Below are 23050 nucleotides of genomic sequence, written 5' to 3' on the forward strand. Positions count from 1 at the left end.
GAGCACCCCACATTGTATGACGCAAGAACAGCTACGCTTAACCGAACATAACGCGCGCACCGCTTCCTGGAAGAAATTTGGCCCCTACCTCACCGAGCGGCAGTGGGGCACGGTGCGCGAAGACTACAGTACCGAGGGCAACGCCTGGAACTACATCACCCACGACATGGCCCGCAGCAAGGCCTACCGCTGGGGCGAAGAAGGCCTGGGCGGCATCAGCGACGACCAGCAGCTGCTGTGCTTTGGGGTGGCCCTCTGGAACCAGCAGGACGAAATTCTCAAGGAGCGCCTCTTTGGCCTGACCAACGGGCAGGGCAACCACGGCGAGGACGTGAAGGAACTGTACTACTACCTCGACAGCACGCCCACGCACTCCTACATGAAGATGCTGTATAAGTATCCGCAGCAGGCCTTCCCGTACCGCAAGCTGATCAAGGAAAACGCCCGCCGCACCCGCCAGCAGCCCGAGTACGAGCTGCTCGATACCGGCATCTTCGACAAGAACCGCTACTTCGACGTGTTCATCGAGTATGCCAAAGCGGGGCCCGACGACCTGCTGGTGCAGGTAACCGTGCACAACCGCGGCCCCAAAAAGGCCCCGCTGCAGGTGCTGCCCCAGCTCTGGTTTCGTAACACCTGGAGCTGGGGCTACGACAGCACCCGGCCCGTGCTGCGCGAAACCGCCCTGGGCACGGTGGCGGCCGAGCACCCCAAGCTGGGACGCTACTACCTCTACTGCGAAAATACGCCCCCACTGCTGTTCTGTGAAAACGACACCAACGGCCGCCGCCTCTACGACCTGACCGCCGACGGCATGCACTTCAAAGACGGCATCAACGACTTTGTCGTCGATGGCATTGCCTCGGCCATCAACGACGAGCAGCGGGGCACCAAGGTGGGCGCCCAGTACGCGTTTGAGTTGCAGCCCGGGCAGTCGGAAACCGTGCGCCTGCGCCTGAGCCAAAGCCAGCACGAAGCCCCCTTCGCCGACTTTGCCGCCCTGTTTGCTGTCCGCCGCCAGGAAGCCGACGAGTTTTACGACTGCCTGCAGGAAAGCCTGCCCGATGCCGACGCCCGCAACGTGCAGCGCCAGGCTTTTGCGGGCATGCTCTGGAGCAAGCAGTTTTACTATTATGACGTGGCCCAGTGGCTGGAAGGCGACCCGGCCGTACTAACCCCGCCGGTGGAGCGCGGCAAGGGCCGCAACCGGCACTGGCGCCACCTGCACAACGCCGACATCATCTCCATGCCCGACAAGTGGGAGTACCCCTGGTACGCGGCCTGGGACCTGGCCTTCCACTGCGTGCCCCTGGCCATGGTCGATGCCGAGTTTGCCAAAGACCAGCTGCGCCTGCTCACCCGCGACCGGTACATGCACCCCAACGGCCAGCTGCCGGCTTACGAGTGGAATTTCTCCGACGTGAACCCGCCGGTGCACGCCTGGGCCACCTGGCGCGTGTACCAGATGGACAAAAAACTGCGGGAGGGCCGCGGCGACACAGCCTTCCTGGAAACCATCTTCCACAAGCTTTCCTTGAACTTCACCTGGTGGGTAAACCGCAAGGACAAGAGCGAGCGGAACATCTTCGAGGGCGGCTTTCTGGGGCTCGACAACATCGGCGTGTTCGACCGCTCGGCCCCGCTGCCCACGGGCGGCTTCATCGAGCAGAGCGACGGCACGAGCTGGATGGCCATGTTTGCCCTGAACATGATGCGCATGGCCCTGGAGCTGGCCAAAACCAACCCCGTGTACCAGGAAATGGCCGGTAAGTTCTTCGAACACTTCCTCTACATCGCCGATGCCATGACCCGGGGCGGCGACGGCCTCTTCAACCTCTGGGACGAGGAAGACGGCTTCTACTACGACGTGCTCCACACCCCCGACGAGGAGCGCACCAAGCTCAAGGTGCGTTCTATTGTGGGCCTGATACCGCTGTTTGCGGTAGAGATTATTGAGGACGATTTGCTCAATGCCATGCCCGAATTTACGGAGCGGGCACGCTGGCTGCTCGACAACCGGCCCCACCTGGCGCAGCTCGTCAGCCGCTGGGAGGAACCCGGCAAGGGGGCCCGCCACCTGCTGGGCCTGCTGCGCCGCTCCCGTCTCAAACGCCTGCTCAGCCGCATGCTCGATGAGACGGAGTTCCTCTCCGAGTTCGGCATCCGGGCCATGTCGCGCTACCACCTCGAGCACCCCTACGTGTTCAGCACCGAGGAGGCCGATTTTGAGGTGGGCTACGTGCCGGGCGAGGCCGAGTCGGGCATGTTCGGGGGCAACTCCAACTGGCGCGGGCCCATCTGGTACCCGATTAACTATCTGATTATCGAGTCGTTGCAGCGCTTTCATTTCTACTACGGCGAGAACTTTACCGTTGAGTATCCGACGGGCTCGGGCACGCTGCTCAACCTGCAGGACGTAGCCGCGGCCCTGGCCGGCCGCCTGACCCGGCTACTGCTGCGCAACGAGCTGGGCCGCCGCCCCGCCTTCGGCGACAACGAGAAGCTGCAGACCGACCCCCACTTTAAAGACTACCTGCTCTTCCACGAGTACTTCCACGGCGACAACGGCCGCGGCATGGGCGCCAACCACCAAACCGGCTGGACGGGCCTAATTGTGCGCCTGCTGCAGATGCAGGGGTAAGCACAAAGGCGGGCAGCCGGTTACTGGCACTCGGTAAAAACAATCGGGGGCGTTTGGGCAATGACCGTGCTGCGCCCATTGCCCAAATTGCGGTGCAGGTAAAAGTAGCAGGTCAGGGGGCGCCGCAGTTGGGGGTTGTTCCAGACGGCGGCCATGGGGTAGCGCAGCGTCAGTGTGTCGGCGCGCTGCGTCAGCTTCACCCTGCCCAACTGGGTGCTGGAGAACGTCATCTTCGGGTTAGTACTCTGAAACTTGATGGACACCACGAAGCCCTCCGCCGATTGTTCCTGCGGGGCCAGCTGATACCGTAGCTTCGCCGTCACGACCGATTCGCGGGACAGGGTAGCGCAGGGTGGCTGATTCAGGGCCAGGAGCTTGATGGTGCTGCCCGCTTCGGCTGTCTGCGGGGCCGTGGGGCCCTGGGGCGCGGCAAACCCCATGAGCAATAGGGCTACTAAGGTAGAGGCAGTACGGGAGAGTCGTTGCATACGCCAAAGCTACCGCATAGCTTGCCTCCCTGCTACCAAAACCCAAGCATGCCACCGGTAGCCAGCTAAAAACAAAATTCCCGATACCTCGCTTTTCCAACCGCACTTCACCAACCACACAACCCTTATGAGCTACCCGAATGCCGTAACCCTGACGGCCGCCGACAACTCGCACTTCAGCGCCTACACTGCTTTCCCCACCCTGGAAGGGCCCCATCCCGGTATGATTCTGCTGCAGGAAGCCTTTGGGGTGAATGGGCACATCCGCGCCGTGGCCGACCGGCTGGCCCAGGCGGGCTATGTAGTAATTGCGCCCGAGCTGTTTCACCGGACGGCCCCGGCCGGTCTGGAAATTCCGTATTCCGACTTTGCCAGCGCGGCGCCCCACTACCAGGCCATTACGCCCGAGGGGCTGACGGCTGATGTGCAGGCCGCCTACACTTGGCTGCGCAACCAGCCCAACGTGACGGAGAAAATCGGCAGCATTGGCTTTTGTCTCGGAGGCCGCGTGTCGTTCCTGACGAATGCCGTGCTGCCCCTAGCAGCCGGGGTTTCGTACTACGGCGGTGGCACGCATCACCTGGCGGGCCGGGCTGCTGAGCTGCACGCGCCCCATCTGTTTTTCTGGGGCGGGCAAGACAAGCACATTCCTAAGGAGCAGGTCGATGCGGTGATGGCCGCGCTGGATGCGGCCGGTAAGCCCTACCTCAACACCGTTATTTCCTACGCCGACCATGGCTTTCTCTGCGACGAGCGGCCCAGCTACCACGCGGAAGCGGCCCAGGAAGCCTGGGCGCTTACCTTGGCATTCTTTAACGAAAAGCTACGCTAAAGCTAGAGCCAGCCGAGCCTGAGAAAGGCGCCTGATAGATACGTCAGGCGCCTTTTGGCATGTAAAGCTCTGGGCTAAACTTGTGGGCAAAGCTGAAGCAAACCAAGCGTGCGGAGTAGGGTAAACAGCGTGCGTTAGTTGTCGCGGTTCGCTAGCAGCGTCAGTTGCGCGGCCATATCGGCGGGGCCTTGGTATACCAGACGGCCGTCTTTCAGCGCCCCGGCGTAGACCTCAACTTCGGCCGAATGGCGGGGTACAAAAACCCGAACAGATTCCCGGGCCCCGGGCCGGATAAATGTGGTACCTTCCTCCACTTGAGTAGGCCAGGAAATTTCGTAGAAACCAGCATTTGCCAACTGCACCGTAAGCATAGTAAATGTTTTATGTATTCAGGGCCACAATCATATTCTTCATTCGATAGTTCATATCTGGTGAAAAAATATTCTGATTTGTGGGTTAACTTGGCTTCTATACGTCAGAAACGCGGTTTTTGCTGGCGGCATTCGTAAAAATAATTTACCCGTAACCTAGCCAGGGGAGCCCGGCAGCCAGCCGGTGCAAAAGCAGTGCAGCCTGCAGAATACTTGGCACTCGTAAGCCCGGGACTATGCTCACGCGAGTAGGATAAGTTGGTAGGTGTAGGCCAGTGCGGGTGTAGTCAGGCCGGCGTCAGCCTCCAGAGCACTGCTTCGCGCACCGACATAGGCTAGCAGGCTATTTATTGATGGTTGCCACTGAGCTGGGGGCGGCTTGGTGTTGGGCTTTCATGCGCCGGCCCGCGGCCTGGGCCATCACGCTGGCCAGCATAATCTGCAGGGCGTGGTAGAGCATCAGGGGCAGCAGCAGGGTGCCCAGGGCAATGGTATTGGCAAACAGGACCTTCGCCAGCACGGTGCCATGCACCAGCGACTTTTTAGAGCCGCAAAAAACGGCCGTAATCCGGTCTTCGTCGGAGAAGTGCAGCAGGCGGCTGATAACAGTAATCAGCCCGAAAATCAGCAGAAACAGGGTTATCATGCCCGCCGCCAGGCCCAGAATATCCAGCGCGCGGTAGTCCTGAAACAGGTTTTCGGCAAATGACTCGCAGAAGGAGGTGTAGACCAATACCAGAATAATAAGCTGGTCGAACACGCGCAACTGCTGGCGGTGCGCCTCGGCCCACGCCCCGAAACGGGCGTTGAGCAGCATGCCCAGGGCCACGGGCACCACTACCTGGCCGCCCAGACTCGCCACCATGCCGCCCAGCCCTACTTGCGCGGCCCCGGTGTGCAAGACCATGTTTACCCATACGGGCGTCACGAGAATGCCCAGCAGGCTGGAAATGCTGGCGTTGAAGATGGCCGCCGGCAGGTTGCCTTGGGCAATAGAAACCATGACCACCGAAGTCGAAACCGTAGAAGGCAGCGTCGTCAGGAAGAAGATACTGGCCCACAAGGCTTCGGCCTTGGCCCCCTCGAAAAGAGGCCGCACGGCCAGGGCCAGCAAGGGAAACAACACAAAGGTAGCGCTCTGGGTAACCAGGTGCAGATGCCAGTTGCGCATGCCGGCCCGTAGCTTCTCGGTGCTCAGGCGCAGGCCATAGAAAAAGAAAATTACCGCTACGCCGCCTGTCGTCAGGGCCGACCACGGCACGGGGCTGGTTTTGCTGCCGATGCCGGGAGCCACATACGCCAGCCCAACCGCCACTAGCAAGGCCCCCAAGAACCAGTCGATGCCGAGGCGGGTTAGCAAACCGGGGGCAGGAGGGGTAGCAACGGGAGCGGCAGTAGGGGCAGGATGTGGCATAGGCGCTTGTACGAAGCTTGGAAAGCAACGGTCAGGCAAAGAAAAGCCGGAACACGACTTCGCCCCCGCAAGCCGCCTCAAAAACGGGGCCTGCGGGGGCGAAGCAGAAGCGTAAGGTGCGTGCCAGCCGGCAGGCCCGGCCAGGACGGTGCTTACATCATCTTTTGCTCAATCAGGGCAATTACCTCTTTGTTGGCGCTTTCCTTGGCGTGGGCCAGGGCGTCTTTGCCATCATCATCCTTGGCTTTGGCATCGGCACCGTTGGCCAGCAGAAATTCCACCACGGCCTTGTGACCTTTGGAGGCGGCCGCCATGAGCGCCGTTCCTTTGAAGGCATCCGCTTTGTTGACCTGGGCTTTGTGCTGCACCAAGGCCTTAACCAGGTCCAGATTGCCGTTGTTGGCGGCCGTAATCAGGAAGGTGGTAGGGAAGCCCGGTACTACTTCGATGGCCGCATTGGGGTCGGCGCCTCCTTTGAGCAGGGCTTCGGCATCAGCGGGCTTATTTTTTACAACGGCGGTATACAGCTCTTTGCTGGCAGTCTGAGCCGAAGCGGCTGAGGCCAGGCTTACCAGCAGGGAAAGCAGGAAAAAACTCTTCTTCATAGAGTTAAGGAAGAATCAGCAGATAGGGAAGACGGCAAAAATACAAAAAGCTCCGGATGTAACCATCCGAAGCTTCATATAATTTTGCCTGGCTATGTAAAAAAGTACTTACCCGGCGGCTGTGGAAATGGAAGCTGGTGTAAGTGCAAAAACATCCGCCAAAAGTTCATAGGAACGACGACGGTCGGCAAAGTCGTAGGTAATGGTCACGGCCACAACTTCTTCGACTCCGTATTGCTGCGCCAGCTCGGTTAGCTGCTGCTTTACCCGTTGGGGCGTACCGCTAATGATGCGCTGCCAGTTATAAGCAAGTCGTTCCCGCTCGGCCGGCGTATATTGGTAATCTTTAATTTCCTCGTAGGGTGGCATCGGCACCCGCTCACCCCGCTCCAGGCGGACCATTTGCAGGGCCATCGACTCGTGCAGCTGGTGGGATTTTTCTTCGGTTTCAGCGCAGAGTACAAAAATAGCCACATTCGCCAGCGGGGCCTGCAAGTGCGCCGAGGGCTTGAACCGGTCCTGGTACATACGCACCATCTGGGGGCCGCCCACGGGGTTAATAAAATGGGCAAATGAAAAGGCCATCCCCAAATAGGCCGCAAACAAGCCGCTTTGGCCACTGGAGCTTAGAATCCAGAGTTCGGGCACGGTGGCGGCCAGGGGCGTGGCTCTGACCTTTTCCTGCACCGTATCGGGCTCCACCGTATCGGTCAGGTAGCGGCTCAAATCCATGAGTTGCTCAATGAAATCCGACTCGGTAAAGGTATTGGCCGGGTTGAGTACGGAGGCCGTAAGCCGGTCGGAGCCGGGGGCGCGGCCGATGCCCAGGTCGATGCGGCCCGGAAACAGAGTTTCGAGCATGCGAAAGTTTTCGGCCACTTTCAGCGCGCTGTAGTGGGGCAGCATCACCCCGCCCGAGCCCACGCGAATGCGCTGCGTGACGCCGGCCAGGTGCGCAATGAGCACCTCGGGCGTCGAGCCGGCCAGCGTGGGCGTGTTGTGGTGCTCCGAAACCCAGTAGCGGCTATACCCCAGGCGGTCGGCTAGCTGGGCCAGCTCCACGCTTTCCAAAATGGCTTGCCGGGCCGTTCCGCCTTGGCGCACCGGCGACTGATCCAGAATACTCAGACGGAGTGAGGAGTGGTTCATAAGCAGAATCGATTAAGAGCGTCAACCTGCTGCGCAGGCGGCCCCAAGAACACTTCTGGCTGTAAAACCCGATTAGCGCCGAGTGGTTTCGGCGGCTAACCGCGGGTGAGCCCTTTTACTTCACGGGTTCGGCCACCCGCACCGGAGTCGGGCACACGGTGTTGGAAGTACGCAGGGGCAAATCGGGGATAAAGAGCGTGGCAACCCAGCCGCAGAGCACCAGGCACAAGGTGCAGAAATACACCCGGGAAATGGCGTGCGTGAAAGCGGCCCGCACTTCGGGGGTGGGCCGGGTAAGCACCTCCGCCCGCAGCCCGGCGGCTCCTTCTTCCACCACAGCCGGGCGACTTTCCGTGGCAGTAGGCTGGGTAGCGGCGGGCAGGTTCTGGGCCAAGCTCATCGTCAGGACGGTACCCAGCAGGGCCGCCGCTATGACGCCCCCAATCTGGCGGAAAAACTGACTGGCCGAAGTGGCCTGGCCGGTAAAGCGCGGGTCAATGGCATTCTGAATGGCTAGCGTGTAGAGCGGCATGCAGGGCCCCAAGCCCAGGCCGCACAGCAGCACGTAGAGCAGCACTTGCTCATAAGAAACCGTTGGGGGCATGGTGGCCAGCAGCACCTGGCCCGTCAGCAGCAGTACGCCGCCGGCCAGCATCCAGCGCTTGTAGTGCCCGAAGCGCGCTACCATCTGCCCGGCCAGCATCGAGCCTCCAACCACACCCAACGACAAGGGAATCAGGCTGATGCCCGCCCGGGTGGCCGACACGCCCAGCACGTTCACCATAAACAGGGGCTCGAAGATGACGATGCTCAGAAAGGCTCCACCCAGCAGAAACGTGGCAATGTTGGCCGTGCGAAACACTGGGTTTTGGAACAGGGTCAGATCCAGAATCGGGTTATCCGAATGCAGGGAGCGAAGCACAAAGAGCACCAGCACGACAGCAGCCGTGGCAAACAGGCCCAGCGTTAGGGGCGAAGCCCAGCCGTACGCGACTTTGTTGAGCTGCAGGCCCAGCACCAGCGGAATAATTGCGGCTATCAGCAGCAAAGCCGAGAGGTAGTCAAAGGCTTTTTTCTCGCCCCGGGGCTTCAGACGGGGCATGCGGCCCAGGATAAACCAGAGCGCCAGGGCGCCCAGCGGCAGATTGACGTAGAACACCAGCCGCCACCCGGCCACCCCCGGTAGCAGGCCCGAGCCGTGGTCGGTGAGCAGGCCGCCCAGCGAGGGGCCCAGCACCGACGACAACCCAAACGTAGCGCCTACAAAACCCTGGTACTTGCCTCGCTCGGCCGGAGGAAACAAGTCGGCAATGATGATGAAGGCCATGGCTAGCAACCCGGCCCCGCCCAAGCCTTGCAGGGCCCGAAAGATGATCAGCTGGCTCATCCCGTCGCCTAGTAAAGGCAGGGAGCCAAACTCACCGGCCAAGCCGCACAGGGCTGAGCCCGTCAGGAAAATCAGGATGGCGGTGACCTCAATGTTGCGGCGCGAGTACATGTCGGCCAGCTTGCCATATACCGGTACCAGGGCCGTGCTGGCCGCCAGATACGCCGTAGCTACCCAGGCAAACCGGTCGAAGCCGTGCAGGTCGGCCACAATGCGCGGTAAAGCCGTGGCCACAATGGTTTGGTCGAGGGAGCTTAGGAAAAGGGCTAGCAATACCCCAGCAAACGTCAGCATCTTGCTGCGCTGGGTAAGATTTTCGGTCATGGGCCGAATGTACGGCAGATTTGCCCGTGGGGTACGGGTTTCGGCTGCGGCACCTGGGCAACTGCCTGACTCCCCGAAAAGAAAAGCCGGGCTTTAGGGCCGCTCAATGCCCGTGGGCCGTCTATCTTTGCCCCTTCTTATGAACCTGGATTTTCTCGACGCCACGCTGGCGCTGCTCTGTGCTTTTGCGTTTCTGGCCGGCTTTATTGATTCCATCGTGGGCGGGGGCGGCCTGATTCAGCTGCCGGCCATGCTGCTGCTGCTGCCCGGCGTGCCGGTGCCCACGGTGCTGGGCACGGGCAAAGTATCGTCGGTAGCGGGCACGGCGGCGGCGCTACGCCGCTACATGGGGCAGGTGCCCATCCGCTGGCGGGCCGTGGGCGTGGCCGCCGTCACGGCCGGGGTGTTTTCCTTTGTCGGGGCCCGGCTCGTGAGCCTGCTGCCTTCCGAGCTGCTGCGGCCCCTGGTGCTGGGGCTGCTGGTGGTTATTGCCATTTACACTTTCTGGCGCAAAGATTTCGGCGCCATTCACGCGCCCCGCCTGCCCGAGCGCAAAGAGCCCCTCTACGGCGCCCTGATTGGCCTGATTATCGGGTTCTACGACGGTTTTTTCGGGCCCGGCACCGGCAGCTTTCTGCTCTTCGCCTTCGTGGGCTTGTTCGGCTACGACTTCCTGAGTGCCTCGGCTTCGTCGAAGCTGGTAAACGTGGCTACCAACCTCACCAGCCTGGCCTACTTTGCCTACACCGGCCAGATTCTCTGGTATATTGCCCTGCCCATGGCTGCCTGCAACATGCTGGGCTCCACGCTGGGCGCCCGCCTGGCCCTGAAGCAGGGCGTGGGCTTCGTGCGGGTGCTGTTTCTGGTGGTAGTTTGCGGCATTATTCTCAAGCTGGGTTGGGAAACCTTTAAGCCCGTGTAGCGGCGGGGCAGAAAAATGAAAGGGCCAACTATTTATCTAGGGATAAGCAGTTGGCCCTTTTCTGTTGACTAACAGTAGTTCTCTACAGCAGCTTCCGCAAGTCGCTGAGCTGCTCTAGGCGGGCTTCGTATTCTGGCACTTGCCCAAAGCCGTAGGCGGCAAAAAGGAACGGAATGCCGTTGGCCCGGCTGGCCTGGTAGTCGCCGTCGGTGTCGCCCACGTAAGCGGGGTGTTGCAAGCCAAACTGCTCAATAATTTCGCGGACATTGTCGGCCTTAGGTAGGTTTTTGGTGCCAAAGCACTGGTGTCCTTCAATGTACTGGCCCGCTCCGGAATGCTGCAAAAAAGCTTCGATGTAGCCCGTCTGGCAGTTGCTGACAATAAAGAGGCGGTATTTACTTGCCAGATACGCCAGCGTTTCCAGCAGCTGCGGATACAGCCGGCCGCCCTGCTGCCGGGCGCTGTTCAGCTCTTCTTCGGAGCAGATACCGTGAAACTTTTCGCGCTGCTCAGCCGTCAGGTGCGGGAACAGCCGCTCGTACACCACTGGGTAGGGCTGGCCCGTCACGGCCTGTAGGGTTTCGGGAGTAAGGTCGTTGTGAACGAAGTCGACCCGCTTTTTGGCCTGGTGAAAACCCTCCAGGACAGTGGCCGTGGCGTCCCATAAGGTGCCGTCGAGGTCAAAAATCAGGCTGTCGAGGTGAAGTGGCATGCAAATGATAGTAGGTGAAAACGACGCTCTGCCCAAGCAAGACATCGGCCTCACAACCTTGCCCGGCTCGTTTTGTTGATCCAGAACCGGGGCAAGCTGAACTTCACCGGGGTTGTGGGAGAACTGCGGATTAGCCTGCATGAAAACGGGGTAACCTGGCCAGGCTACCCCGCGGCTACTTGATTTTTAGTTGCTTACTCGTCGCGGCTCGGCAGGCCGGGCGCGGCATTGCCCTGGCTGCCGGTCGTATTCGGGACGCCCATTTTTTCTTCGCGCTTGCGCTGGTATTTGGCAAACTGGTCGGGGGCCAGGGCATCTTTCAGCATCGCCAGGCGCGACTGGCCGATGTCGTCGACCACGGCGTTGAGCTTGCGCACATCGGAGCGGTACTGCAGGCGGGCCGTTTCCACATTGCGCACACTGGTCAGGTTGATCTGGCGCACTTTCTCGGTTTGGGCCGGCGTCAGGTTCAGGGCCTGGCGCATATTGTCGGTCAGGGCATTGGCCTTGGCTTCTACTTTCTCGGCCGAAGGCGTCGGGGTGGGCCTGGGAGCAGCGGCCGGGGCCGTGGTCTTAGCCTTGGTCTTGACCGTCGTGCCGGCTACTTCGGTCTTGGTCTTGGTTTTGACCGGGGCCGTTTGGGCATACATGGTGGCCGGGAAAAGGAGGAGAGAGGCCAGCAAAGGGTTCTTCATCATGAGGGCAGAATCGGGAGCAGAAGGTAATTCGGTAAGTGGAATAAGAACCTTGCCAACGTAAAGATGGTGCCAAAAATGACACGGTGGCGGCTATAACGTTGCCGCCGAATGTTTTCTTGTCCGGGTTGTTGGCCCGCCGGCGCAACCTTTCCACCGTGCTTTGCTTACAAGAGAGTATGAAGCGAAAAACCCGAAACAACTGGCTGACGGCAGTCGGCGTAGGCGCCCTGGTGGCCGCCGCCTCTTTGTGGACCAACCGGCGCGGTTCTTACAACCTGGAGGGCCGGGTTGTGCTGATTACCGGGGGCTCCCGGGGCCTGGGCCTGGTTCTGGCCCGGCAGGCCGTGGCCGAAGGCGCCCGAGTCGCCATTTGTGCCCGCGACGCCGACGAGCTGGAGCGGGCCCGGCAGGAACTCTCCGCCGGCGGGGCCGAAGTGCTGGCCCTGTCCCGCGACCTGACCGATGCGGCCGAAGTCCATTCCCTGGTCGACGAAGTGCAGCAAAAGCTTGGAACCATCGACGTGCTGGTCAACAATGCCGGCATCATCACGGCCGGCCCGCTCGACCACACCGACCTGCGCGACTACCAGGATTCGATGGATACCCACTTCTGGGCGCCGCTGCACGCTATGCAGGCAGTGCTGCCGGGCATGCGCCTCCGGGGCGAGGGGCGAATCGTCAATATTGCTTCGGTGGGCGGCAAAGTGGCCGTGCCGCACCTGGCGCCCTACTGCGCCAGCAAATTTGCCCTAGTCGGCCTGTCCGAGGCTTTTCGCTCGGAGCTCCTGCAGCATGATATCCTTGTGACGACGGTGTGCCCGGGCCTGATGCGCACCGGCAGCGCCCGGCATGCGCTGGTCAAGGGGCAGCACCAGAAAGAGTACGCCGCCTTCATCGTAGCCGACTCCCTGCCCGCCCTCACGCTGGACGCCGAAAAAGCGGCCCGCCAAATCTGGAACGCCTGCCGCCGCGGCGACGCGGAGGTGATTCTGGGCTTACCCGCCAAGCTGCTTTCGGGCCTGCACGGGCTGCTGCCCGGCACCACCAGCAACGTCCTCAGCTGGGTAAACCGCACCCTGCCCGACCCTATCGGAGCCCTGGGCAATGAGCGGCGGCACGGCTACGAAAGCGAATCGGAAGTGTCCCAGTCGTGGCTGACGACGCTGACGCGCAAAGCCGAGCGGGAAAACAACGAGCTGACCAGCAACGGGTAAGCCGGCCAGCCAAGCGCACAGAAAAGAGCCTCAGTTCCGGCCGTAACTGAGGCTCTTTTAGTACTGATCCGAACGGTGGTAAACTCCGGCTTAGTGGCCAAACACCGACGTGTAGGTAGTCACCGGGTTGGTGCCTTCCGAGTAGTTAAGACGCAGGGTGGTGGCTGTCAGCTCGGCAATGGAGTAGCGGCGCACGGTATTGTCCTGGCGCACGGTCAGCGAATCGCCCTTGGCGTTAAGCTGCCAGGCACCGCTTGCGAGTTGGGGAGTAGTCGGGGAAATTTTCAGCGCTCCTTCATTGACGGTGTACGCACCTCCTGTTTTGTATTCGGTGGTGTTATCCCGCATCCAGGGCTTGAGACGAGCCAGCAGGCTAACGGTAGGAACTTCGGTGGAGCCCGCCGTAACGGTGCGCGAAGTGAGGTCCGTGAGGTGCCAGTTGCCAGCCGAGAGCAAATCCGTGGCTGATTGGGATTTCACAGCTGCTGTTTCCTGAACAGGCTCCTTTACTTCATCCAACTCTTTGTTACAGGCTGCCAACGAAAGAGTAGCAGCCGCCAGGCTCAGGAAAATGGGCAGTTTCTTCATGAAAACGACAATTTGGTGAGTGAAACAACACGCAAAAACGCGTAGTAGCCGTCAGGCATAGGCAAGGGTTTTCTTCTTCCAACTTCACAATCTCTCCGCCGCACATGCCTCGAAGTCGTGGTTCTAACTCAAAGGTAAAAAACATAGTTCGTACTTTCGCGGAAAAAGACAATTATTCAAACATTATGTAAGCAAAGTTCAACTCGACAAATCAAACATAAGATTTTGTGCTACAGGTTAGTTACATACGCAAAAACCCTTTCTAATAGGTTTTAGAAAGGGTTTTTGTAAGGGTGAATAGTATTATTCTGTATCAACGGGTGCCGGTTGGCAGCGCGGACATATATAGGTTGCCCGGCCTCCAACGTAGCTTTTTTCTATCTCCACTTTCGGGTGACGCGGGCAGAAGCGGTGTTGCTCCGTGCCCGGTGTAGCCGAGGTGTCCCATTCCCGGGCATGAATGAGAAAGGAAGCTGGGAAATGCCGGTAGGTGGCCTCGTGGCCGATGGCCGTACTTAGTACTAGTTGAATAGCCGCGTGCAAGGCGTTAAATTCTTCAGCGGTCAGCGTATTGGCCCGGCGTTCGGGATGCAGCTTGGCCTGAAATAGCACCTCGTCCACTATCCAGTTGCCCAGTCCGGCCGTGATGCTCTGGTCGAGCAGCAAGGGCTTGAGCAAAACCTTTTTGGCGCCCATTACCTGCTGCAAGTGGGCCGCCGTTACGTCCAGCGCATCAGGTCCCAACTTCTTGGCTTTCTGGTAGTGTCCCACGCTTTCCGCGTGTCGGATGCGGCCAAACTTGCGCGGGTCGATAAAGGCAATGCGCAGGCCGTCGGCCAGATGCAGGGCCACGCGGGTGAAGCGGGGCGCGTCGTGGGCGTGGCGGTAGGCCCCCACGTCGCCGGTCATGCCAAAGTGCAGGGCCAGGGCCGACCCGTCACTGAGCTCCAGAAAGCAGTTCTTGCCGATGCGGCGAGTCGCCGTTACGTGCTGGCCCACCAGGCGCTGGCGCAGGGTTTCTTCATCGGTGCCTAGTACGTGGGCGTCCTGCACTTCCAGAGCCGTAATAGGTTGGTGCAACACAAGTTCGTCGAGGAAACGACGGTAGGTTTCAACTTCGGGTAGTTCGGGCACGGGGCTGGGGTAAGGGCGGAAAACAAAGCAGAACCACCATTTCCCGGGTAAGGAACGGTGGTTCTGCTTAACACGCCAGAGCCCCGCCAAGTTGCACTACGGCTCAGCTATTGCCGCTGCCTAGAGCTTCAGCTGCCCCTCCACCACGACGAGGCCTTGGCCGCCAATAGTAACGGATTCGATATTCTCCCGGGGCCCGGCAATGCGCACGTGCACCGTGCCGGCCCGGCCCATCCAGTGGCCCTGTTCGGCTACAAACTCGGGGCTGGATACGTAGCCGTGGTGCCACAGATACGCGGCCATACCGCCGGTGGCCGAGCCCGTCACGGGGTCTTCGGCAATGTCGGGCGGGGTCCCGAAGTGGCGGGCGAAGGTGTGCCCGGCAGCCGTAGCGCCGCCCAGGCAGAACAGATGGGGGCTGAAAAAGTCGCTACCGGCGCGGTAGCGGGCAAAAGCTGCTGGATCCGGAATATGGGAGCGGCGCAGGGCCTGCTGGTCGCGCAAGAGCAGCATGAGCTGGGGCGTGCCGGTGCTAACGGTTTGTATCAAGGAGCCCGGCTCCAGGTCGTCGGGCGTCAGGCCGAAGAGGGGCAGTACCAAGGCCGGGTCGTGCACGGCGCCAAACACGGGCTTGCGCTGGGTCATCCATACCTGAGCGGGTTCTTGGCCCTGCGGAGGCACTACGGCAATGTCGATGGGGCCGTGGAGCAATTCCAGCCGCAGGCCGGTTTGGGGCTGGGTTAACGTCAGGCGCCCAGTGTGAATCAGGGCCGTAACGGTGGCAATGGTGGGGTGCCCAGCCAGCGGAATTTCTTCGGCGGGCGTGAAATAGCGCACCCCAAACTCAGCTACCGCTGAGCGCCGCACAAAGGCCGTTTCCGACTGATTGAATTCGCGGGCCAACTGCTGCATGGCTTCCGCCGACAGATCGTCGGCATCCAGCACGACGGCACAAGGGTTGCCCCCAAGGGCGGTAGCAGTGAAGGCGTCGACGAGCAGGAACGGATAGGTAGGCATACAGAAGGAACAACTAGGGTAGAAGTCCCAAAGCTAGCATACCAGCGTGAGCCGAAGCTGGAAAAAATCCGGCTTGGCTTATAAAGCAAAAAGGCCCGCTCTGGGGAGAGCAGGCCTGGAATTAAAGGACAAAAGTAGCTTAGGAAGGGTCGGAGAGCAGACCTACCTGCTGACCCCGGTTGTTAAACACCCCACCGTTGGCACTGATGTAGAGGCGGCGGTCCTGACCATCGACCAGAATATAGGGGAAGCTGTTGCTGTTCGACCGGGTTACGCGGCCTACAATCTGGCCCATGGAGTTGTTCTGCATGCGCACCACGTTCAGCTTGCTGGTCAGGTAGTAGCGCTGGTCGGGGTTGTCGCGGAATACAATCTGGCCTACCACGTTCATCGGCACGGCCGTGTTAGCCACGGGCCGCACGGGAGCAGGGGTGCTGGCTATGGCTACCGGCGCGGCCGAAGGGGCCGCCGTGCGGCTGCTGGCCACAATCTGGGTATTCGCCTGCTGCCAGCCCTTGCCAATGGCAGATAGGCGCGTCGAGCGGCCGGGATGGGTCGGAGATGCTTCCTCATCCGAGACGACAGCCATAGCGGCCTGGGCTTCGGCGAGGCTGGCGCCCATCTTGCGCAGCACAAAGCCCGAAAATTCGTCGGCTTCCAGCTCATCGGCGGGCTGGCTGCCGCCGGGGCGTAGGGTGTGGCCGTTGAGGTGGTGACCCATTTCGTGGGCCAGAATGCTGATGCCCGCCCAGTCGGTGCGGCCGGCCCGGTTTACGGAGGATACAAATTGAGGATTGTAGAGCAAGAAGCGCTTACCGTTGTAAACCACCGCGGCGGCATTCTGCACCTGCGAAGTGGCCTGCAGCTCGAAGCGCGGCTTGAGGCCTACCACATCCGTGATTTCGCGCAGCACGTCGCGGCTGGCGTTCTGGGCGGAAGCGGCCTGTATAATCAAAAACCACCCGGCAAGCATCAAACCTGCGAAGCGGCGGAAAGTGCGGTAGTGGGTCATGGAAAAATCCTTTTGGCTGATACAACTACTAATTCAAGAACCCTGCCGAAAATAAGGCGCTGGCTGGGAAGCAAGGGGCTATTTGGTAAACGAAACCCCGACTGTTTTCGTGCTTTATCCACTAAGAAATCTAGCACTACGCCCCGCGGAAGTAAGACAAAAACAGACCTTGTCAGAGCCAGCCGTATTGCAAAGAGCCGGCGGCGGGCCCGATGGTTGCCTGGGTGGTAGACAATGCAAAAAGAGTCATGCGGGGCGGGGCCCCACATGACTCTTTTTCATCTCTGACTGACGAAACGACACTACACCTTTTCCAAGCGTTTGGGGGCGGCCGTTGGGGCGGGCCGTTCCCCGATTTGCTGCCGCCACATGGCGTAGTACAAGCCTTTTTGCGCCAGCAGCTCGTCGTGCCGGCCTTGCTCGGCAATGTGGCCGCGCTCGAGTACGAAGATCTTGTCGGCGTGCAGAATGGTGCTCAGGCGGTGGGCAATCAGGATGGTAATGTGCTGGCGGGAGCCCGACAATTCCCGGACCGTCGTGCTGATTTCTTCTTCGGTCAAGGAGTCCAAGGAGGAAGTAGCTTCGTCGAACACGAGTAGGGTAGGCCGGCGCAGCAGGGCCCGGGCAATGCTGAGCCGCTGCTTTTCGCCGCCCGATACCTTCACGCCGCCTTCCCCGATAACGGTGTCGAGGCCCTGCGGGGCGCGGGCCAGCAGGCCATCGGCGGCGGCTTGGTGCAGGGCGCGCAAGCACTGCTCATCGGTGGCCTGCGGGGCCACGAAAAGCAGGTTTTCGCGGATGGTGCCCGCAAACAGCTGGGTGTCCTGGGTTACGAAGCCGATTTGCTCCCGAAGCCGGTCCAGGTCGAGGTGAATGCCGGAAATGTTGTTGTAGCGAATCTGCCCGCTGGCCGGCGGATACAGCCCCACCAGCAGCTTGACCAGGGTCGTTTTGCCCGAGCCCGAAGGCCCCACGAAAGCAATGGTTTCGCCCAGCCGGGTTTCAAACGAAATGCCATCCAGGGCCGAGGTGGAAGCCGAAAGGTGCTTGAAGTGCACGTCGTCGAAGGTCAGGGTCTCAATTTTCTCCACTACCTGCGGGTGGGTGGGCTTGACTTCCTTGGGCGTATCGAGAATGAGCTGGTAATTGGCCAGTGAGGCTTCCGTTTCGCGGTAGATGTTGATGATGCTGCCCATTTCCTGGAGCGGCCCAAAAATGGCAAACGAGTAGATGAAAAAGGAGAAGAACTCACCCACGGAAATGACCTTTTGCACCACCAGAAACAGCAGCATCAGCAGAATCACGTTGCGCATCAGGTTCACGAACGTGCCCTGCACAAACGACAAGGACCGCAGGTAGCGCACCTTTTTGAGCTCCAGCTTCAGGATCTTGTCGGTAGTAGCGTTCAGCCGCTTGGTTTCCTGCTGGGCCAGCCCCAGGCTTTTAATCAGCTCAATGTTGCGCAGGCTTTCGGTGGTGGAGCCGGCCAGGGCGGTGGTTTCGGCCACAATGGTTTTCTGAATAACCTTGATGCGGCGACTCAGAAACAGGCTTAGAGAGCCCAGCAGCGGAATGGTCAGGAAATAGACGGCGGCAATGGGCCAGTACACGCTGATGGCGTACCACATAACGAAGATGATGCCCACCAACGAAATAAACAGCACGTTGACGAAGCTCTGAATCAGGCGCTCCACGTCGGTGCGTACCTTTTGCAGCTTGCCCAACGTTTCGCCCGAGCGTTGGTCCTCAAACACCTGGTAGGGCAAATCTAGCGAATGGCGCAGGCCGTCGGAATATAGTTGGGCCCCGAGACGCTGGGTGATGACGTTGGTGTAGTAGTCCTGAAAGTTCTTGGCAATGCGCGACACCATGGCCACGCCCATAGCCTGTAGGATCAGAATGCCCGCCCCGCCGCGCAGAAACTCCCAGAAGCCGTCATGAAAAGCCGACTCACCGGACTTGACGACGTGGCGGTCAATGATTTGGCGAAATATATACGGGTCGAGCAGGGAAAACACCTGGTTGATGGCAGCCAGCAGCAATGCCAGCGCCAAAAGGCCCCAGTAGTGGCGCAGGTAACTGTAGAGAAGTTTCATGTGTGGGGTTGAGAGAGGAGCTTTGGTACAAAGAAGGAAGCTGCCCAGAAGGTTTACGGGAAGATAAAAGGATAATGAACTCAGGGGCTATACTGGGGAGAATGTGCGGATGCAGAACTCGTGTTTTTGCGAGGCGGAAGACCGAAGCCATCCGTCCGCTGAGCTGTGCAAAGCTTTCTAAGGGGAAAAGCCCTTTCCTGTTCGTTCCGGGAAAGGGCTTGCTGGGTAAAAGACCGTGACTACCTGCGCAGCGGACGGATGGCTTCGGCTCCGCCTCGCCAGGACAGATGAGTAGTACCCAGGCAGATTCCACTACATTTGCCTTACGCCGTAGCTTCGCCGGCAGTACTGGCTACGAGGCGGGTGCTGCCGGGCACCATGGGCGGCTCGGCCGGGGACAAGGGCAGGGCGTGCTGGGCCAGCAGGTGGGCAATAACCGGCGGCTCGGGGCCCAGGTGAAACTGCCGGGCCCGGAGCTTGAGCTCGGCTTCCTCCCGGCTTACGCCCCGCTCGTGCTGCTGCTCGTGCTCTTCCCAGGTTTCAACCATAAAGTATTCCACCAGGCGGCTCGGCTCAGCTAAGTCGGCGTAGGTGCCCACCCGGATGGCGCCTTCGCGGCGGCGGATGTCGGCCAGCTGGTCCATGATGAACACAAACGCCTGCCGGTGCTCGGGGGCTACGTGGTAAGTGGTGGTCACGATGACCGGGCCTTGCGTGGGTACGGGTTCTTCGGCCAGCACGGGTTCGAGGCGGGGCCGGGCCGGCGTGAAATCGATGGTTTCGCCGCTGCTCAGGGCGAAGCGGAAAACCAGCAAGGTGCTCAGCAGCAGCCAGGTCGCGGCGCCGGTCAGGGCCCAGGCAATATCGACCCGCTCGGCTACGCTGCCCCAGACAATGCTGCCCAGTGCCATACCGCCTTGAATCGTAAGCAAATACAGGCTAATAGTGCGGGCCTGCACCCAGCGCGGCACTACCGTTTGTACCCCCACGCTGAAGGAGTTGAGTACCAGCATCCAGGCCAGCCCCACTAGGGTAAGCAGGCTATAAAGCAGCCAGTGGCTGTCGGCAAAGGCCAGGCCCAGCAGGCCTGCGGCAAAGGCCACGGTGGCTACTGCTACCCGCCAGTTGATGCTCAGATACTTGTTGAGCCGCGGCAAAATTACGGCGCCCAGCACCGCGCCCAGCCCCATGCAGGACAGCAGCAGGGAGTAAAACGAGGTAGGCTCGTGAAGGCGGCGGGCCACTACCGCGGGCATCAGGGCAAACAAGGCGCTGGCTCCAAAAGTAAAGCTGACGCCCCGCACCAGAATGTTCTGCACGGGCGGGGCAAACCTGGCGTACCGGATGCCGCCCCGAATGGCGGCCAGCACCCGCTCAGTGGCCAGGGCCGAAGTGGCCTGGGGTTCCCGTTTCCAGCTCCAGACCATGTACATCGTAGCCAGAAACGACAGTCCGTTGATCAAGAAAGCGGCGCCGGCCGAGAAGTAGCCGATAACCAGACCTCCCAAGGCGGGCCCGAAAGCCCGGGCCAGGTTGAAGCTTACACTGTTGAGGGCAATGGCCTGGGGCAGCTCGGGGCGGGGCACCAGCTCGGGCGTCACGGTTTGCCACACCGGGTTGTTCAGCGCTCCGCCCAGGCCCAGCAGAAAGGTGAGCAGCAGCAGCAGCCAGGGCGTGGTAAAGCCCAGCAGCGTGACGGTGGCCAGCACCAGGGCCGTAGCCGCCATCCAGGTCTGGGTCAGGAGCAGCATTTTGCGCCGGTCGACCAGGTCGGCCAGGGCGCCGGCGGGCAGGCTGAGCAGGAAGACCGGCAGGGCCGAGGCCGTTTGGAGCAACGACACCAGGATGGGCGAAGGAGTCAGCTCCGTCATGAGGCCCACGGCCCCCACATTCTGCATCCAGGTGCCGATGTTGGACACGAAGGAGGCTATCCAGAGCATGCGGAAAAATGGAATCCGCAGGGGCGAGAAGGGCGAGGAGCTGACGGGCGCGGCCGGAGCCACAGAAGCGGAAGCAGGCATACCCAAACCATACTGCCGTCCGGGCCGCGAAGTTGCCGACTAGATGCAGCCGCTGCACACAACCGCTTCACGTAACAAGGCCAGCTCAGCCGACCGGGCCGCTGAGCTGGCCGTTCCGGTGCAGGGAGGTCAGGCTAGCTTCAACGGGTAGGGCGAGCCTAGCCGAAAGCCCCTGCCAGACCTTTGGCTAGGCTTCTGGCTGTGCGCTGTAGTAGAATCCGCAACCGCCGCTTAGTGTTTATGCAGAGCTGCCTGGGCATCTTCTGCAATGCCCAGCTGCCGCACTTCGCCTTTTTCCCAGGCATCGGCACCGGGAGCTACGGGTGGGGCGGCAATATCGGCGCGTTCCTGCCGCTTTTGGCGCGAGGAAATGCCCAGGCGCTGGTCGCGCCGGGCTACCATGTTGGTATCAATCTGGCCGTCCTTGGTGAAACCCATCATCAGCAGGGGCGTGCCCAGGGGCAGGGTTTTGTCCCGGTCGGTGTGCCAGGTGTGGAAGGTTTTGCCGTAGGTCGACACCAGCTCTTCCATCAATTCATGCTCGGCTACGGCCGGGATGCCGGGCGCAACCAGCGTCCCCGACTTCACTTCGTGCACGTGGCTGTGCCAGAGCTTCTTTTCCTCGGTTGGCAGCTGCTCAAACAGCTTCTTGGAGACGATGTACTCGATGCCCATAATTTTGGCGTCGGGGCCATTGCCGTCGTAAATCACGCACTGGGTTACGTCTTCGTTGAGCTTGGCGCAGAAGTGGTGGGCTTCCATCTGCTGGCCCAGCGCCCCGTTGTAGAAGTGAAACCCATCGAGGTACATGTTCAGCTTCTGCAGGGGCGCCTTGCCCTGCAAAATGTCAGCTCCGGCTTCCAGCACCCGGGTCTTGGCTGTTTTTTCGGCTCCGGGAGCCTCTACGGGCGAGCTGGTGTTTTGGTCGCCGCAGGCCAGAGCCGCCGCCGTCAGAAATAGGTAGCCAGCAACACGAAAACAAGGTCGAATAGTCATGGGAGTGGGGCCGGGAAGAAAAGTGAGGAAAGGGTCGGAAAAAGAACAAGCCCCCAGAAATTGCTTCCCGGAGGCTTGCCACCGGTAGGGCAGCAGAAGTGCTAAACTACCGGGCGGTCAGTAAAAAGTTGCCCACCTGCCGTCGGCAGCAGGTGGCTGGTAACTAAGGTTGTGGAAAAGGCTGGGCAAGGGCAACAGCAGGATCAGAATACCGGGCTAGGCGGCGCCCATCGAAACCGATGGGGTAGGATGCGCCGCGGAGGCCTCAAGCCCCGACAAGTCGATTTGGAACACCTTATCCAGGTGCAATACCTGCAAGGTGCGGTGCAGAACGGGGTCCACGTTGCGCAGCAGCACTTTCGCGCCCGAGGCCTGCAGGGTGAGCAGTTGCGAGGCAAAGTAGGCTACGCCCCGGGTCCGCAGGCAGCGCAGGCTCTGGCAGTCGATGAGCAGGCGGGGGCGGCGCAGCTTGTTATAGCGCATCAGCATACGCGCCAGCTCCATGGGTTTTATTTCGTCGAAGTTTACCCGAATGATGTACGGAGTAAAGTCGTCGGTGGAAGAGGTAGAAAGGCCGTGCATAAAAAGAAGGAAAGTTTGTGTTTCACAAATCCGGCTACAACTGCTACCGCCCCAGTAGGCGCCTGCTGTAGGTGGGTGGCGTTAAGTGGAAGTTAAATATAGTCAAGGTGTTAGGAAAAGCGCCAGCGTATTTGCACGCATTGTTTCGGGGTAAGTACCGGTTCTGCTTCTCCGTATTTATCACCTCGTCCGTTTAGGCCCAGGCCACCAGGCGCTGGGTCAGCAAGCTGGGCTGCTGCCGGTGCAGCTCCCAGGTGTGGCCCTGCGGGTGGAGGCGCAGCAGCGAAAACTCGCCTTGCAGCTCCTGGCCCCGCAGTAGCAGTTCCAGATGCCCGTTGCGCAGGCCTTGTTCGAGCTGGTGCAGGGGATGGCACCGATACGTGCCCACCGGCTGGCAACTGCCCTCATCCAGAATCTGCGCCGCCGTCGGGGCCAGGGGGCGGGAAGCTTCCACCAGGTACGTAGGCGGGGCTAGCGCCGACTGTACCACGCCGCCCGGTAGCACCCAATGCGCTAATTCCCGGTCATCATCAAACAAAGACAAATGCAGATAGGAAGCCCCCGAGGACGCCTGGTGCAGCACGTAACGCAGGGTATCGACGCGCAGCGTTTTGGGGCCCCGGGCTGTGGCCTGGGCAGGAGCAGGTAACCGGGACCCACCTAGCGCCGGAACCGATACCCGGGCCTGGCTGGGCTGCGCGTGGGCCAAATCGAGGTAAGAAACGCTGCCTAAGGCGTAGGGTAGGGCTGAAGTAGATAGGTGATTCATAGTCAGAAAGGCCTGTGGTCGAGGTACGGAGGTAGAGCGGCTGGCTTTTGCTTTCTATAGGAGCAGCGGCCGGAAAGC

General features: G+C 60.7%; 21 protein-coding genes. 4 read left to right on the forward strand and 17 right to left on the reverse strand.

Annotation, left to right across the window (positions count from 1 at the left end):
* The first annotated feature begins 16 nt into the window (after positions 1-16).
* The gene (locus tag E5K02_RS01880) at positions 17-2641 is read left to right on the forward strand and encodes an MGH1-like glycoside hydrolase domain-containing protein (RefSeq protein ID WP_135391610.1); all 2625 of its coding nucleotides are present in this window, start codon (positions 17-19) and stop codon (positions 2639-2641) included.
* A gap of 20 nt (positions 2642-2661) precedes the next feature.
* On the opposite strand, the gene E5K02_RS01885 is transcribed toward E5K02_RS01880, so the two are convergent.
* A complete protein-coding gene (locus E5K02_RS01885; protein ID WP_135391611.1) occupies positions 2662-3129 on the reverse strand; it encodes a hypothetical protein in 468 nt (155 codons plus the stop codon).
* 127 nt (positions 3130-3256) lie between these two features.
* Here E5K02_RS01885 and E5K02_RS01890 point away from each other — a divergent pair, with 127 nt between their 5' ends.
* A complete protein-coding gene (locus E5K02_RS01890) occupies positions 3257-3961 on the forward strand; it encodes a dienelactone hydrolase family protein (protein WP_135391612.1) in 705 nt (234 codons plus the stop codon).
* 134 nt (positions 3962-4095) lie between these two features.
* Here E5K02_RS01890 and E5K02_RS01895 read toward each other — a convergent pair whose 3' ends face one another.
* The 5 genes from E5K02_RS01895 to E5K02_RS01915 form a co-directional block, all read right to left on the reverse strand.
* Positions 4096-4332 (reverse strand): hypothetical protein, encoded by a 237-nt coding sequence (locus E5K02_RS01895; RefSeq protein ID WP_135391613.1) that lies wholly within the window; start codon positions 4330-4332, stop codon positions 4096-4098.
* A 343-nt stretch (positions 4333-4675) separates the two neighbouring features.
* Positions 4676-5746 (reverse strand): bile acid:sodium symporter family protein, encoded by a 1071-nt coding sequence (locus tag E5K02_RS01900; RefSeq protein ID WP_135391614.1) that lies wholly within the window; start codon positions 5744-5746, stop codon positions 4676-4678.
* A gap of 152 nt (positions 5747-5898) precedes the next feature.
* Positions 5899-6351, reverse strand: a complete 453-nt coding sequence (locus tag E5K02_RS01905; protein WP_135391615.1) for an ankyrin repeat domain-containing protein — start codon at positions 6349-6351, stop codon at positions 5899-5901.
* Between the two features lie 108 nt (positions 6352-6459).
* Entirely contained in the window at positions 6460-7500 is a 1041-nt protein-coding gene (locus E5K02_RS01910; RefSeq protein ID WP_135391616.1) for an LLM class flavin-dependent oxidoreductase, read from the reverse strand.
* Between the two features lie 115 nt (positions 7501-7615).
* A complete protein-coding gene (locus E5K02_RS01915; protein ID WP_240737112.1) occupies positions 7616-9211 on the reverse strand; it encodes an MDR family MFS transporter in 1596 nt (531 codons plus the stop codon).
* A 139-nt stretch (positions 9212-9350) separates the two neighbouring features.
* Between E5K02_RS01915 and E5K02_RS01920 the strand changes: the two genes are divergently transcribed.
* Positions 9351-10133, forward strand: a complete 783-nt coding sequence (locus tag E5K02_RS01920) for a sulfite exporter TauE/SafE family protein (RefSeq protein ID WP_135391617.1) — start codon at positions 9351-9353, stop codon at positions 10131-10133.
* An 82-nt stretch (positions 10134-10215) separates the two neighbouring features.
* On the opposite strand, the gene E5K02_RS01925 is transcribed toward E5K02_RS01920, so the two are convergent.
* Both E5K02_RS01925 and E5K02_RS01930 read right to left on the reverse strand, forming a co-directional pair.
* Positions 10216-10845: an HAD family hydrolase gene (locus E5K02_RS01925; protein ID WP_135391618.1), complete on the reverse strand. Its 630-nt coding sequence runs from the start codon at positions 10843-10845 to the stop codon at positions 10216-10218.
* Positions 10846-11039: 194 nt separating this feature from the next.
* Positions 11040-11543 (reverse strand): hypothetical protein, encoded by a 504-nt coding sequence (locus E5K02_RS01930; RefSeq protein ID WP_135391619.1) that lies wholly within the window; start codon positions 11541-11543, stop codon positions 11040-11042.
* 176 nt (positions 11544-11719) lie between these two features.
* Here E5K02_RS01930 and E5K02_RS01935 point away from each other — a divergent pair, with 176 nt between their 5' ends.
* Positions 11720-12757: an SDR family NAD(P)-dependent oxidoreductase gene (locus E5K02_RS01935; RefSeq protein WP_135391620.1), complete on the forward strand. Its 1038-nt coding sequence runs from the start codon at positions 11720-11722 to the stop codon at positions 12755-12757.
* Positions 12758-12847: 90 nt separating this feature from the next.
* On the opposite strand, the gene E5K02_RS01940 is transcribed toward E5K02_RS01935, so the two are convergent.
* The 9 genes from E5K02_RS01940 to E5K02_RS01980 all read right to left on the reverse strand — a co-directional run bounded on the left by E5K02_RS01940 (position 12848) and on the right by E5K02_RS01980 (position 22972).
* Complete coding sequence (locus E5K02_RS01940; RefSeq protein WP_135391621.1) at positions 12848-13345, reverse strand: hypothetical protein; 498 nt, start codon at positions 13343-13345, stop codon at positions 12848-12850.
* 303 nt (positions 13346-13648) lie between these two features.
* Positions 13649-14479 (reverse strand): DNA-formamidopyrimidine glycosylase, encoded by an 831-nt coding sequence (gene mutM, locus E5K02_RS01945; RefSeq protein WP_135391622.1) that lies wholly within the window; start codon positions 14477-14479, stop codon positions 13649-13651.
* Positions 14480-14599: 120 nt separating this feature from the next.
* The gene (locus E5K02_RS01950; RefSeq protein WP_135391623.1) at positions 14600-15496 is read right to left on the reverse strand and encodes a PhzF family phenazine biosynthesis protein; all 897 of its coding nucleotides are present in this window, start codon (positions 15494-15496) and stop codon (positions 14600-14602) included.
* 139 nt (positions 15497-15635) lie between these two features.
* Entirely contained in the window at positions 15636-16508 is an 873-nt protein-coding gene (locus tag E5K02_RS01955; protein ID WP_167856250.1) for a M48 family metalloprotease, read from the reverse strand.
* A 302-nt stretch (positions 16509-16810) separates the two neighbouring features.
* The gene (locus tag E5K02_RS01960; RefSeq protein ID WP_135391625.1) at positions 16811-18604 is read right to left on the reverse strand and encodes an ABC transporter ATP-binding protein; all 1794 of its coding nucleotides are present in this window, start codon (positions 18602-18604) and stop codon (positions 16811-16813) included.
* Positions 18605-18927: 323 nt separating this feature from the next.
* The gene (locus E5K02_RS01965; protein WP_135391626.1) at positions 18928-20625 is read right to left on the reverse strand and encodes an MFS transporter; all 1698 of its coding nucleotides are present in this window, start codon (positions 20623-20625) and stop codon (positions 18928-18930) included.
* A gap of 231 nt (positions 20626-20856) precedes the next feature.
* A complete protein-coding gene (locus tag E5K02_RS01970) occupies positions 20857-21621 on the reverse strand; it encodes an OBAP family protein (RefSeq protein WP_135391627.1) in 765 nt (254 codons plus the stop codon).
* A 216-nt stretch (positions 21622-21837) separates the two neighbouring features.
* Positions 21838-22203: an STAS domain-containing protein gene (locus E5K02_RS01975; RefSeq protein ID WP_135391628.1), complete on the reverse strand. Its 366-nt coding sequence runs from the start codon at positions 22201-22203 to the stop codon at positions 21838-21840.
* 193 nt (positions 22204-22396) lie between these two features.
* Entirely contained in the window at positions 22397-22972 is a 576-nt protein-coding gene (locus E5K02_RS01980) for a hypothetical protein (RefSeq protein WP_135391629.1), read from the reverse strand.
* Between the last annotated feature and the right edge of the window lie 78 nt (positions 22973-23050).

The organism is Hymenobacter metallicola (assembly GCF_004745645.1).
Taxonomy (GTDB): Bacteria; Bacteroidota; Bacteroidia; order Cytophagales; family Hymenobacteraceae; genus Hymenobacter; species Hymenobacter metallicola.